The sequence below is a fragment of the Arthrobacter sp. HY1533 genome (assembly GCF_027568515.1).
Lineage (GTDB): Bacteria > Actinomycetota > Actinomycetes > Actinomycetales > Micrococcaceae > Specibacter.
In genome coordinates this window covers 150,980-163,502 of record NZ_JANKZF010000014.1, presented here as the reverse complement: position 1 = coordinate 163,502, position 12,523 = coordinate 150,980, and the positions used below count along the sequence as shown (strand labels likewise).

General features: G+C 65.4%; 12 protein-coding genes. 6 read left to right on the top strand and 6 right to left on the bottom strand.

Annotation, left to right across the window (positions count from 1 at the left end):
- The first annotated feature begins 265 nt into the window (after nt 1-265).
- The 3 genes from PCK14_RS12550 to PCK14_RS12540 all read left to right on the top strand — a co-directional run bounded on the left by PCK14_RS12550 (nt 266) and on the right by PCK14_RS12540 (nt 3,135).
- Nucleotides 266-991, top strand: coding sequence for a hypothetical protein (locus PCK14_RS12550; RefSeq protein WP_269938831.1), 726 nt, complete (start codon nt 266-268; stop codon nt 989-991).
- A 359-nt stretch (nt 992-1,350) separates the two neighbouring features.
- A complete protein-coding gene (locus PCK14_RS12545) occupies nt 1,351-2,082 on the top strand; it encodes a VIT1/CCC1 transporter family protein (RefSeq protein WP_269938830.1) in 732 nt (243 codons plus the stop codon).
- A 57-nt stretch (nt 2,083-2,139) separates the two neighbouring features.
- On the top strand, nt 2,140-3,135 hold the full coding sequence (locus PCK14_RS12540) for an aminoglycoside phosphotransferase family protein (RefSeq protein WP_269938829.1): 996 nt from the start codon (nt 2,140-2,142) through the stop codon (nt 3,133-3,135).
- A gap of 8 nt (nt 3,136-3,143) precedes the next feature.
- Here the strand turns inward: PCK14_RS12540 and PCK14_RS12535 are convergent, their stop codons facing one another.
- The 3 genes from PCK14_RS12535 to PCK14_RS12525 all read right to left on the bottom strand — a co-directional run bounded on the left by PCK14_RS12535 (nt 3,144) and on the right by PCK14_RS12525 (nt 6,382).
- The gene (locus PCK14_RS12535) at nt 3,144-3,953 is read right to left on the bottom strand and encodes a sulfite exporter TauE/SafE family protein (RefSeq protein ID WP_269938828.1); all 810 of its coding nucleotides are present in this window, start codon (nt 3,951-3,953) and stop codon (nt 3,144-3,146) included.
- A 206-nt stretch (nt 3,954-4,159) separates the two neighbouring features.
- A complete protein-coding gene (locus PCK14_RS12530; RefSeq protein WP_269938827.1) occupies nt 4,160-5,953 on the bottom strand; it encodes a proline--tRNA ligase in 1,794 nt (597 codons plus the stop codon).
- Nucleotides 5,954-6,157: 204 nt separating this feature from the next.
- Entirely contained in the window at nt 6,158-6,382 is a 225-nt protein-coding gene (locus PCK14_RS12525) for a hypothetical protein (protein WP_269938826.1), read from the bottom strand.
- 217 nt (nt 6,383-6,599) lie between these two features.
- On the opposite strand from PCK14_RS12525, the gene PCK14_RS12520 reads away from it, so the two are divergent.
- The 3 genes from PCK14_RS12520 to PCK14_RS12510 all read left to right on the top strand — a co-directional run bounded on the left by PCK14_RS12520 (nt 6,600) and on the right by PCK14_RS12510 (nt 8,566).
- Nucleotides 6,600-7,409, top strand: coding sequence for an ABC transporter ATP-binding protein (locus PCK14_RS12520; protein WP_269938825.1), 810 nt, complete (start codon nt 6,600-6,602; stop codon nt 7,407-7,409).
- Nucleotides 7,406-8,161: an ABC transporter permease gene (locus tag PCK14_RS12515; protein WP_269938824.1), complete on the top strand. Its 756-nt coding sequence runs from the start codon at nt 7,406-7,408 to the stop codon at nt 8,159-8,161. The genes PCK14_RS12520 and PCK14_RS12515 overlap by 4 nt, the downstream gene beginning before the upstream one ends.
- A gap of 132 nt (nt 8,162-8,293) precedes the next feature.
- A complete protein-coding gene (locus PCK14_RS12510; RefSeq protein WP_269938823.1) occupies nt 8,294-8,566 on the top strand; it encodes a hypothetical protein in 273 nt (90 codons plus the stop codon).
- Here PCK14_RS12510 and PCK14_RS12505 read toward each other — a convergent pair.
- From PCK14_RS12505 to PCK14_RS12495, 3 genes are all read right to left on the bottom strand, one after another.
- Complete coding sequence (locus tag PCK14_RS12505) at nt 8,563-9,114, bottom strand: PadR family transcriptional regulator (protein ID WP_269938822.1); 552 nt, start codon at nt 9,112-9,114, stop codon at nt 8,563-8,565. The two genes, PCK14_RS12510 and PCK14_RS12505, sit on opposite strands and share 4 nt — an antisense overlap.
- A complete protein-coding gene (locus PCK14_RS12500; protein WP_269938821.1) occupies nt 9,114-11,141 on the bottom strand; it encodes an oxidoreductase in 2,028 nt (675 codons plus the stop codon). Before PCK14_RS12500 ends, PCK14_RS12505 begins: the two co-directional genes overlap by 1 nt.
- A 139-nt stretch (nt 11,142-11,280) precedes the next feature.
- Nucleotides 11,281-12,501 (bottom strand): serine hydrolase domain-containing protein, encoded by a 1,221-nt coding sequence (locus PCK14_RS12495; RefSeq protein WP_269938820.1) that lies wholly within the window; start codon nt 12,499-12,501, stop codon nt 11,281-11,283.
- Nucleotides 12,502-12,523: the final 22 nt, after the last annotated feature.

The following is a 12,523-nucleotide window of genomic DNA, read 5'->3' as shown; positions in this document are numbered from 1 at the left end:
TCCCCGCCGCTGTTTCCATGCCCTAATTCTAAATCCAGGCACTGACAAAGAAGCCCAAACAAGCCCCGATGTGCACAACTACCGCCCCAGAGCCCCTGTGGAGGAACAGACACCACAAAACAGGCAACACCTGCCCCCACGCAGAAGCACATCAGCTGTCGCGCGGGCGACCGTTGAGGTGTATGTTCGACGCATGGCCACTAGCCGCCGCTGCTCTCCAAGACTTCCCCCTCAACAGGGTGGATTGATGACGGTGGTCTTCTAATTGACAAAACATGGTTTCGAATCCACAAGCGACGCCGAATTCGCTGATAGCTCCTTGATCAGGGGGCTGAAGAATACCGACGCGGAGTCCGACTCGATGCGCATCGCAGAGGATCGGCGATTCCAAGCGCTCTTGGCTGATCTCTCGTCCCGCCAGCAGGAGATTGACTCTCTTGTCGGCAACGAGCGCCAACTCTACATGGCTCTCGTTGCGGCGGTATTCACTGCGGCAGGCGCAGTCGTCGTTGCCACCGGACTGAACGTGGCAGCCTTCGGAATTCTCGGAAAGTGGCTCCCCTCGATGGTGCTCTTCCTGACTGCGGTTCTGCTGTGGCTGCCGGTGGCGAACTCCCAATCACAACTCACCATCAGACTCAACGCCATATACATAGAGAGACAATTGGTTCCAGCAATTAGAGATTTGTGCGCAAGGCAAGGATCCACTGACAAATTTCAGGTCTTGGGGTGGGAGGGCTTCGCACACCATCGATTGAAGCGCGCCCCGGTGATCAGGCGACTCGCGATAGTGGCACAAGCGATGTACGTTAGTGTCCTTTATCTGCCCGCTGGCGTCACTTTCTGCTTCTATATCCTAGGAACAGAAAGATGGAAACCTGGGTCGACCTTGACCATTGAGATCATCGGTCTAGTAGTCATAATCGTGGAAGTCCTCAGTTCAACCGCACTCGCAATAGCCACCTATAGATCATCCGCATTAGTCGATTAACCGAGCTCTTGGGCTGTCTGCGTCACCAACCCTCTTCGGCGTCGCAATGCTGCCCGATCCGACCACAGTCAGTTTCTCCGAATGTCGCTGCTTGAGTCAGTCAGGAATTGAGGTCGACCCTATCTACACACTCTCGACTGACACCTCAGGCGCAGAACGGTGAGAATGGTTGGTGGTTTAGGCTTCTCCATGACCACCTGCGACAACCCCACCGAACCCACCAAGGAGGTGCCCGGCGTCGTACATAGGGAAGGCAATCCCGCGCGGAACCACCTCGGCAAGACAAAGGCCAGCCAAACCTCAGCGAGGGCATCCTTTCCTTGCTGGCGGCCAATTTGTCATGGTGGTTTGCTGGGGGAATGAAGCGATCTGATGAGCTGGCACGGCCCCGGGAGCTCTCAACAACAGGGGAAATCGCACAACGTCTGAACTGGTTGCGGGCAGGTGTGCTGGGCGCCAACGACGGCATTGTCTCCGTCGCGGCCGTGGTGGTGGGCGTCGCCGGTGCCACGTCCGGCAACGGCCCGCTCCTCACCGCCGGCATGGCGGCACTCGTGGGCGGCGCAATCTCCATGGCCCTGGGCGAATACGTGTCCGTCAGCAGCCAGAGCGACAGCCAAAAGGCACTGATTGACGCCAAGCGCCGCGAACTCCGGCACGACCCCAAGGATGCCGCGGACCAACTCGCGGCCGCCTACGAACGCAAGGGCCTCTCCCCCGCCACGGCCGCCCTGGTGGCCACAGAACTGAGCGAACACGACGCCCTCGGCGCACACCTGCAGGCGGAACTGAACCTCGACGCTGACGAGGTGGTCAGCCCCTGGCACGCCGCATTCGCCTCCGCCATCGCGTTCACCCTGGGTGCCATCCTGCCCCTGCTCGCCATCCTGCTGCCGCCTGATTCCATCCGCGTCCCCGTGACCTTCGTGGCGGTTCTGCTCGCCCTGGGCGCCACCGGCTGGCTGGGCGCCGTGATCGGCGGCGGCCCGCGGTTCAAGGCCGCGGCCCGGGTGGTCCTCGGCGGCGCGCTGGCCCTGGCCGCCACGTTCGCTATCGGCAGCCTGCTCGGCTCCAGCGGGCTGGTCGGCTAGCAATTAATGTCCGACGCCGGACCGCCCGCCCGGGTGCCGGCGGCTAAACTTTGGGGTGTGCCCACCACTGTAGAAATTCCGGAACCGCTGCGTCTTCAACACCGCAATTCACCCGAGGGCCGCACCTGGCTGGGCCGGCTGCCGGGCTACATTGGCCAGGCCATGCGGCAGTGGCAGCTTTCCGTCGACATTCCAGCCGGCGGGACCGCCTGGCACGGAAACACGGGCATCGTGGTGCCAGTGGTTGCCGGTGACGGAAGACGTGCGGCACTGAAGGTGGCGTTCCCCCATGATGAAGTGCTGCTGGAGCCTGCTGCCCTGCGGCTGTGGGACGGCCGTGGGGCTGTCCGGCTGCTGGAAAGCGACCCTTCCATTGGTGCCATCCTGCTGGAACGCCTTGATGAGACCCGCTCCCTGCTGGAACTTCCCATGGAGGAAGCGGTCCCCCTGTGGGGTGTGGCCGTCCGTGCACTGAGCATCCATCCCGACAACCGGGCCGGGTGGAATCAAATCCCCCGCATCGCGGCCACGGCCGAACGCTACTGCGACGAATTGCCACAGCGCTGGTCTGACCTCAACGAACCTTTTCCGCGCTGGCTGCTGGAAGCGGCCCTCGAGGTGTGCCAGACCCACGGGGCCGTGTCACTGCGCAGCAGCGGCAACGACGTCCTGGTCCACACCGACCTGCACTTCATGAACATCCTGGCGCGCCCCGGCACAGACGGCTACCTGGCCATAGACCCGCAGGTTCAGGTGGGAGATGCTGAGTTCGCCCTGGCGCCGTGCCTGTGGAACCGGCTGCGCGACTTGCCGCAGCATGACGCTGAAGCCGGGCTGCGCCGTCGTGCTTCCAGGCTCGCGGCTGCAGCGGGTCTCGACGAAGACCTGGCTGTACAGTGGGCGGTTGTCCGGGAGGTCGAAAACGCGCTCTGGTACCTGGAGGCTGCCGGCCACGGCGACGACGCGCAGCGCTCCTTGTGGGTGGCCAGTACAATGGCGGGGAAGACACTGCCGGGGCTGCCCCCGGCGCACGAACTCAAGGCCCTCTCCTAAGCCACGGCTTAACCGGCCAGTGCCACTGAGATGTTCTCGTTCCAGACGTCCACGCCCAGCTTGATGATGAGCGCGCTGACCACCAGCAGGAACACAATCCGAATGAACTTGCTGCCCTGCTTCACGGCCGTCCGGGCGCCCAGGTAGCCGCCGGCCATGTTGGCCAGGCCAAGGATGAGGCCGATTCCCCACAGCAGCGATCCGTGCGGCAGGAAGAACATGAGGGCGCCGGCGTTCGTCGCCAGGTTGACAATTTTCGCCTTGGCGCTGGCCTCCAGGAACGCGTAACCCATGAGGCTGACCATGGCGATAACCAGGAAGGAACCTGTGCCGGGGCCGATCAGGCCGTCGTAGAAGCCGATGACGCCGCCAATGCACGCAGCCACCACGTAGTGCGTGCGGCCGGAATGGCGCAGCGCCGTCAGCTCGCCCATGCCCGGCTTGAACACAGTGAACAGCAGCACGGCAATCAGCGCCACAACAATGATGGGCTTGAAGACGGAACCGGGCAGGCTCGCCGCCACGACAGCCCCGCCAATGCTGCCCACAAGCGCGACGGCGGCCATCGGCAGGGCCGTGCGCATGTCGGGTTTCACCCGCCGGTAGTAGGTGACCGAACTGGTGGCAGTGCCAAAGATGGAGCCCATCTTGTTCGTGGCGAGGGCCTGAACGGGCGTGATGCCGGGGATCATCAGCATGACCGGCAGCTGCAGGAGCCCGCCGCCACCCACGACGGCGTCGATCCAGCCCGCCGCGAATCCAGCCACGATGATGAGCAGGATCGTAACGGCGGTAATGTCTTCAAGACCGGAAACCAAGGTCACCTCATCGGAGCGCGGGGTGGAGGGGCACAGCCCCGGAGCGAGGATGGATTTTTCTCCGCACGGGCCGAGAGGGCCCACAGCCGCGAGGGCCCCGCTGCGAGCTTGCGAGCAGTGGGAGCGGCTGGGGAACGAGGAACGGGCGAAAAAATCTTACTGCTCGCGAGGGGCTGCGCTCCGCAACCCCTCGCGGGCAGTAGGGCCTACCGGTTGTCGAGGATGTACTGAACGGCCTCGGCAACCGCCACGTTCTCGGCAACGCCGGTGGCGCGGTTCTTGATTTCGACGACGCCGTCCACGAGTCCGCGGCCGACGGCCAGGATGGTGGGGACGCCGATGAGCTCGGCATCGCCGAACTTCACGCCGGGAGAAACCTTGGGGCGGTCGTCGTAGATGACTTCCAGTCCGGCGGCTTCAAGATCGGCGGTCAGCTGTGCGGCCGCACCGAAGATTTCCTCGCCGCGGCCCACGGCCACAACGTGCACGTCGGCCGGGGCCACGTTGGAGGGCCAGATGAGGCCCTTGTCGTCGTGGTTGGACTCGGCCAGTGCGGCAACAGCGCGGGTGACGCCGACGCCGTAGGAGCCCATGGTGACGACGGCAAGCTTGCCGTTCTGGTCCAGCACCTTCAGGTCCAGGGCTTCTGCGTACTTGCGGCCCAGTGCGAAGATGTGGCCCATTTCGATGCCGCGGGCGGCCTCCAGGGGGCCGGAGCCGTCGGGTGCGGGGTCGCCTGCGCGGACCTGTGCGGCTTCGATGGTGCCGTCCCAGGTGAAGTCGCGGCCGGCCACGAGGCCGAAGACGTGCTTGCCGTCTTCGTTGGCGCCCGTGATCCAGCTGGTGCCGGAGACCACGCGGGGGTCAACGAGGAACAGCAGCTTGGTGGAAGCTTCAGCACCCAGCACAGCTGCATCCAGGCTCAGGCCAGGCCCGATGTAGCCCTTGATGAGGCCCGGGTTCTTCTTCAGGTCGGCTTCGCCGGCTGCTTCAACGCCGACCTCGCCGCCGATGGCCAGGTGGACGCCAATGTTGGCCTCAATGCGCTTGAGGTCCACTTCGCGGTCGCCGGGCAGGGCCACGACGACGATCTGGCGTTCGCCGGTGGGCAGGTCGATGGCCAGGACCACGTTCTTCAACGTGTCCGCTGCCGTCCATTCGCCCTCGGCGCGGGGTGCCAGCTGGTTTGCCGCGGCCACGAGAGTGTCGATGGTGGGTGTGTCCGGGGTGTCGATGACGCGCGCGGCCGGGGCGTTGCTGAAGTCAATGTCCTCGGGGACAACGGTGGTGACTGCCTCGACGTTGGCTGCGTAGCCGCCGGCGGAGCGCACAAAGGTGTCCTCGCCGATCGCGACGGGGTGCAGGAATTCTTCGCTCCTGGATCCGCCCATGGCACCTGCCGTGGCGGCGACGGGAATGATTTCCAGGCCGAGGCGCTCGAAAATGCGCAGGTATGCGCCGCGGTGGGCCTGGTAGCTGGCTTCCAGGCCGGCGTCGTCAATGTCGAAGGAGTAGGAGTCCTTCATGATGAACTCGCGGCCGCGGAGCAGGCCGGCGCGGGGACGGGCCTCGTCGCGGTACTTGTTCTGGATCTGGTACAGGCTCAGCGGCAGGTCCTTGTACGAGGAGTACAGGTCCTTGACCAGGAGCGTGAACATTTCCTCGTGGGTGGGGGCCAGCAGGTAGTCGGCGCCCTTGCGGTCCTGGAGGCGGAAGAGGCCGTCGCCGTATTCGAGCCAGCGGTTGGTCTGCTCGTAGGGTTCCTTGGGCAGCAGGGCCGGGAACTGCACTTCCTGGGCGCCAATCGCGTTCATTTCCTCGCGCACGATGTTCTCGACCTTGCGCAGCACGCGCAGGCCCAGGGGAAGCCAGGTGTAGATGCCCGGGGCAGCACGGCGGATGTAGCCGGCGCGCAGCAGCAGCTTGTGGCTGTCCACCTCGGCGTCGACGGGGTCTTCACGCAGGGTGCGGAGAAAGAGTGTGGAAAGGCGAAGTGCCACGGGCGAATTTTCCATTTCTTGACGTTGGTAGGTGCCGTCGTAGATGCAGACGCACAATAACCAATCTACCGGTTCAGGCAAGGCCGTGGCACATGCGGCCGTGCGGCCTCTGCTCCCGAGGGGCTCCCCCACACATGGGCCCACGCGCCCGAGGGGCCCCAAGTGCAGACGCGCCAGCGGCTGCACTTGGGGAGGGCGTGGGGACTAGCCCGACTTGTTCTCGAGGGCGACGAGCACGCCTGCGACGGCGAAGTATTTGTTGCTCCCCAGCTCGCGGATGGTCTTGATGCCCAGAATTTCCTTCAGGGCTGCGGCCTTGGCGTCAGTGATGCCGGCCAGCGCAGCGGGTGATGCATCGAGGATTTCTTTCAGTGACTTGTCCTCAAAGTCCTTGTCGAGCGCCTTCTCCAAATTTACCGAAACTGCCATGGGTATGTCCTTTCAGTTCGATTCAATTCCACAGCTGCGTGGAATGCGCACTTTGGAAGTGCAGCCTCTGCCAAGCTACGTGCCCAGGCGTCACAACTTCAAGCATTTGGCACGTGAAACCCAATGTGTTTTCTGCGCGTGGCATTGCTGGACAGCCGTTGCACCCGGGTCTAGTTTGAAGTCAGACGTCCTTTGAAGCTGCAATCCAGGAGCCGCAATGTCCCACCGAGCAGCGTTGCCAGCCCCGGAACCACCGGCAGGCCCCGTCCCGGCCGATCCATCCGGCTTGCCGGGCCCGGCAGGGGTCAGCGTGGAGGGCCTGCGCGTGCACCGCGGGAAGTCGACAGTGCTGGCCAACATCACCTGCAACATCCCTGAGGGGCGCATCACGGGGCTGCTGGGGCCCTCCGGCAGCGGCAAGACCACCTTCATGCGGGCGCTGGTGGGCGTCCAGAAAATCACCGCCGGGACCGTCACGGTGCTTGGCCGGCCGGCCGGGGATCCCGCCAACAGGCACGACGTCGGCTACGTCACCCAGGCGGCCAGCGTGTACCGGGACCTCAGCGTCCTGGACAACGTGCGGTACTTCGGCTCGGTGCACGGCGCCGGGCGGGAAGAGGCACTGGCGGTGCTGAACGCCGTGGGGCTTTCCGATTTCGCCAAGCGGCGCGCAGGGGACCTCTCGGGCGGGCAGTTCAGCCGCGTGTCCCTGGCCTGCGCACTCGTGGGCAAGCCGAGGTTGCTGGTGCTCGATGAGCCCACAGTGGGCCTGGACCCCGTTCTGCGCGCTGAGCTGTGGACACAGTTTGCCGCCATGGCCGCCGAGGGGACAACACTCATCATTTCCAGCCACGTCATGGAGGAGGCCGGGCACTGCGACACGCTCCTGCTGTTGCGCGAGGGCATGCTGCTGGCCCAGCTGACGCCGGAGCAGCTTCGCCAGGGCGGGGAAACGGACGATTTGGAGCTCGCCTTCCTGCGGCTCATCCAGGCCGCCGCGGAGGATGAGAGGAAGGCCGCCTCATGAACGTCTCGATGATGTGGGCCACCAGCAGGCGCGTGCTGGGGCAACTGCGCGGTGATCCCCGCAGCATTGGCCTGATCCTTGTGGTTCCGGCCCTGTTGTTGGCGCTGGTGTACTGGCTGTACCAGAACGAGACCCTGCCCCCGGGCATGCCGCGGACCTTTGACCGGGTGGGCCTGATGATGCTGGGCATCTTCCCGTTTGTGGTGATGTTCCTGGTCACCTCCATCACGATGCTGCGCGAACGCACCTCGGGAACGCTGGAGCGGCTGCTGACAACCCCCATCCACAAGGCCGACCTGCTCTTTGGGTACGCACTGGCATTTTCCATCATGGCCGCATTGCAGGCGCTTGTGGCCACCGGGACGGCCTATTGGGTGTTCGGCATGAAGATTGAGGGCAACGCGGGCTGGGTGGTGCTGATCTCGGTGCTGACCGCCGTCCTGGGCGTGGCCCTGGGCCTGCTGTGCTCTGCCTTTGCTGCGACCGAGTTTCAGGCCGTGCAGTTCATGCCAGTGGTGGTCATCCCGCAGATTCTGTTGTGCGGGCTGTTTGTGGCCCGGGACCAGATGAACGGGGTGCTGCACGCCATCTCGAACGTGCTGCCGCTCAGCTACGCCGTGGACGGGCTGCAGCAGGTGGCAGCCAATGCCGATCCCACGGCGGACCTGGCCCGGGACCTGGTGGTGATTGCATCGTTTGTGGTGGTCGTGCTGCTGTTGGCCTCGCTCACTCTGCGGCGCCGGACCGCCTGAGATCCCGCGAAGGACGGAGGACACCATGGGCAGCTCTGCCCATGGCCCGCCGGGACTTGCGCCACCTAGGCTGGAAGTTCAGCAAGACCATTGCCTCACGGTCCTGGACACGGCAAGCACGGGAGAGACTGCATGAGCCCCGCCATCATCGGCGCAGACCCGGATGACTTGCGCCAGCTTGCCGGAGAGCTTGAGCACGCGCAGGAGGAGCTCCTGACGGTCAAGAACCAGTTGGGTGCCCGCATCACCAGCCAGCTGCGCTGGGAAGGGCCGGACGCGTTTGTGTTCCGGCACGCCTGGCAGTCGTCCTACTCCCCCGTGATTGCCCGGACCGCGGCCATGCTGGCCGACACCGCCCGCATGGTCAGGGCACAGGCGGCCCAGCAGGAACAGGCCAGCAGCTAGTCTTCGGGACCGGCCAGGTCCTCCAGCGCCTGGGCGCACCAGGCAAGCCACGACTGCTCATAGGCGATTCCCGCCCGGAGCACGGCGAGCTGCAGTTCGTCGGCCCGGGACCGGCCAGCCGCGGGCGGAAAGTCGCGGCGCTCAATGTCCAGGTAACCGTCCAGCACCTCCTGGTGCAGGCCCCTGTGCCTGCGCATTTCAGCGACCACATCCCAGGCCGATTCCTGGGTGCCCAGCACGGCGGCCGCCCGCAGCCGCACCAGCAGCGAGTCCCTGATGGGGCGCGGCTCACCCGCTGTGGCACACCAGCGCAGCAGTTCCGTGCGACCGGCGGGCAGCACGTCAAAATGCCGCTGCTGCCCGCGGCTTGAGGGGAGCCCGCGGCTCTCCACGAGCCCGGCCTCCTCCAGCTTTCCCAGCTCTCGGTAGATCTGCTGGTGCGTGGCCTGCCAAAAGTGGCCCAGCGACTTGTCGAAGCGCCGGGCCAGTTCGGCCCCCGTGCACGGCTTTTCCAGCAGCGAGGTCAGGATGGCGTGCGTGAGAGACATCAGATGCGCGCGGCCAGTCGGGTGCCTTGGTCAATGGCCCGCTTGGCGTCCAGCTCGGCCGCAACATCCGCACCGCCAATGAGATGCACGACGGCGCCGCCGGCTTCCAGCGCGCCCTGCAGTTCGCGCCGTGGTTCCTGGCCTGTGCACAGGATGACGGTGTCCACGGGGAGCACGGTGTCGGTGCCGTTGATGCCCAGGTGGAGGCCGGCGTCGTCAATCTTTTGGTACTGGACCCCGGCAACCATCTGCACGCCCTTGGCCTTGAGTTCGGTGCGGTGGATCCAGCCGGTGGTCTTGCCCAGCCCGGCGCCCACCTTGCTTTCCTTGCGCTGGAACAGGCCCACGCGGCGGTCGGGGCGCGGCGGGGCGGCCGTGGTGATGCCGCCGGGGTTCGCGTACTCGGGGTCGATGCCCCATTCGCGGTAGAACTTTTCCGGCACGAGCGTGGCGCTGGTCCCGTGCGCGGTGATGTACTCGGCCACGTCGAAGCCGATGCCGCCGGCGCCCAGGATGGCCACGTTGGCGCCCACGGGCTTCTTGTCGCGCAGCACGTCAAGGTAGTTGAGCACGCTGGGATGGTCGACGCCGTCGATCTCCGGGATGCGCGGGGTGACGCCGGTGGCCAGGACAACCTCGTCGAAGGTCTCCGCTAGCAGGCCCTCCGCCGTGGCCTTGGTGTTCAGCCGCAGCTCGATGCCACGCAGCTGGACCTGGCGGGTGAAGTAGCGGATGGTCTCGTGGAATTCCTCCTTGCCCGGGATCTGCTTGGCAATGTTGAACTGCCCGCCAATCTCCCCTGCCGCCTCGATGAGGGTGACGGCGTGGCCGCGCTCGGCCGCCGTTACGGCAAAGGCCAGGCCTGCGGGGCCGGCGCCCACCACGGCGATGCGCTTGGGGGTGGGCGTGGTCTCGATGATGATCTCGGTTTCGTGGCAGGCGCGCGGGTTGACCAAGCAGGAGGACGTCTTGCCGGCAAAGGTGTGGTCCAGGCAGGCCTGGTTGCAGCCGATGCAGCTGTTGATCTCGTCGCTGCGCCCCTCGGCGGCCTTGCGCAGGAAGAACGCGTCGGCCAGGAATGGGCGGGCCATGGAGACCATGTCGGCAGTGCCGCCAGCCAGGAGTTCCTCGGCCACGACCGGGGTGTTGATGCGGTTGGTCGCGACCAGCGGGATGCCCACCGAGCCCATGACCTTCCTGGTCACCCACGCGTAGCCGGCCCGGGGCACGGAGGTGGCGATCGTGGGGATGCGGGCCTCGTGCCAGCCAATGCCCGTGTTGATGATGGTGGCGCCGGCCTTTTCCACGGCCTGGGCGAGCTGGATGACTTCGGCCAGCGTGGATCCGTCCTCCACAAGGTCCAGCATGGAGAGGCGGTAGATGATGATGAAGTTCGAGCCGACGCGTTCGCGGGTGCGGCGGACAATCTCCACGGGGAAGCGCATCCGGTTTTCGTAGGAGCCGCCCCATTTGTCGCTGCGCTGGTTGGTGCGGCGGGCAATGAACTCGTTGATGAGGTAGCCCTCGGAGCCCATGATTTCCACGCCGTCGTACCCTGCCGACTGGGCCAGGGCCGCGGCATTGACGAAGTCCTCAATGGTTTGCTCAACCTCTTCGGCGCTGAGCGGGTGCGGGGTGAGCGGGCTGATGGGCGCCTGAACGGCACTGGGCGCCACGAGTCCCTGCTGTGCGGCGTAGCGGCCAAAGTGCAGCAGCTGCAGGGCAATCTTCCCGCCCTCGGCATGGACGGCATCGGTGACCACCCGGTGCTCCATCGCCTCCTCCGTGGTGCTGAGCTTGGCCCCGCCCTTCATGGGCCGGCCGGCCTCATTGGGCGAGATCCCGCCGGTCACCATGAGGGCCACCCCTCCCCTGGCGCGTTCGGCGTAGAACGCCGCCATGCGCTCAAATCCGCCGGGCCGCTCCTCCAGCCCCACGTGCATGGAACCCATCAACACCCGGTTGGGCAGCGTGGTGAAGCCCAGGTCCAGGGGGGCGAACAGGTGGGGATACTGGCCAGCGTTCATTCATGCACTCCTTTGCGCAACAAGTTGCATAATCGTAGCGCATCGAGGGTGACGGGGGTTACAGGCCGATTGAGTATGCAGCGGTGGCTGCTTAGAACGCTCTAAGCAGCCACTGCTGCATACTCACCGCAGAGTTGGCTCAGAGTTCGCCGAGTCCTGCGGCGATGTCACGGAAGAGCTCGGCATGTTCCCTGTTCACGGCTTCAGTGATGGCCACGGGCAGGGATGAGAACTTCACAATCACGGAGTCCGACACCGGATCAACCCAAATGAATTGGCCATGGATGCCACTGGCATAGAAACTGCCACGATCATCGCCCGTCACCCACCACTGGTTGCGGTAGGACCCGTTGGGGTGGACCCGCTGAAATGCCGAACCCGCTGCGGCGCGCGGCTCCCCGCCGGCGGCGGTCTCTGCAACCCACCCGGACGGAACCACCTGGACGCCGTCGAGGACGCCGCCGTCGAGCATGAGTTGCCCAATCCGGGCCAGGTCGCGGGCCGTGCAGGCAATGCCCCCGTTGGCGAAGGCGAATCCGCCGGTGTCCGTGGTGATCAGCGCATCATGGTCCGCCCCGATCCTTGACCACAGCTCGTTGGACAACACGTCTGCGAACCGGAGCCCCGTGACGTTCTCGGCGATCCATGCCAACACGTCCGTGCCGGCCGAGCAGTATTGGAAGACTTGCCCGTGTTCGCCGGATTTCTCCAGCCGTGCCAGAAACTCGTAGTTGTCCTCCGGGTCGCCGTCGCGGCGCGGGCGCCATCCTGCCACACGGTCCTGGGTCTGAACATGGGAAGCGGGGTCGTGGTAGCTCTCGCTGAAGGTCACAGCGACTGTCATGTCCAGCACCTGCTGCACCGTGGCATCCCCATAGGCGGAGTGGGCCAGTGCCGGCACATAGTGTTCAACCAGCTTGTCCGTGTCTATGGCGCCGGAGGCCACAAGCTGCCCGATCGTGAGCCCGCACAGGGATTTGGACACCGACATCAGCAGGTGTTTGCTGGCGGGTGAGCTTTCGCCAAAGTACTGCTCGTGGACAATCTCCCCGTGGCGCACCACCAGCAGGGCATCCGTGCATGAGGCAAGCAGGCGGTCCTGCAGGCCGGCCACCAGCTGGTTGAGCCTGGTGGTTTCGGGTGCCGCGGAGTTGTCCTGGGCCAAGCCCCGGGCGTCCTTGCGGATGGTGGTTGAGGGGACCATTTCCTCGACGTGGGAGAAGCTCCAACGGTTGTAGGGCGCTTCGAGCCAGTTGGAAAGGCTCACGGGGGGCAGCCGGTCCAGATGGGAGTCGCGGGGCACCCGGCGGCCCCCCATGCCGGAGGGCTGGCGGCCGGATTCTCGGACGGTGTCAGTCATGTAGGGCTCCTTGTTCACGTTG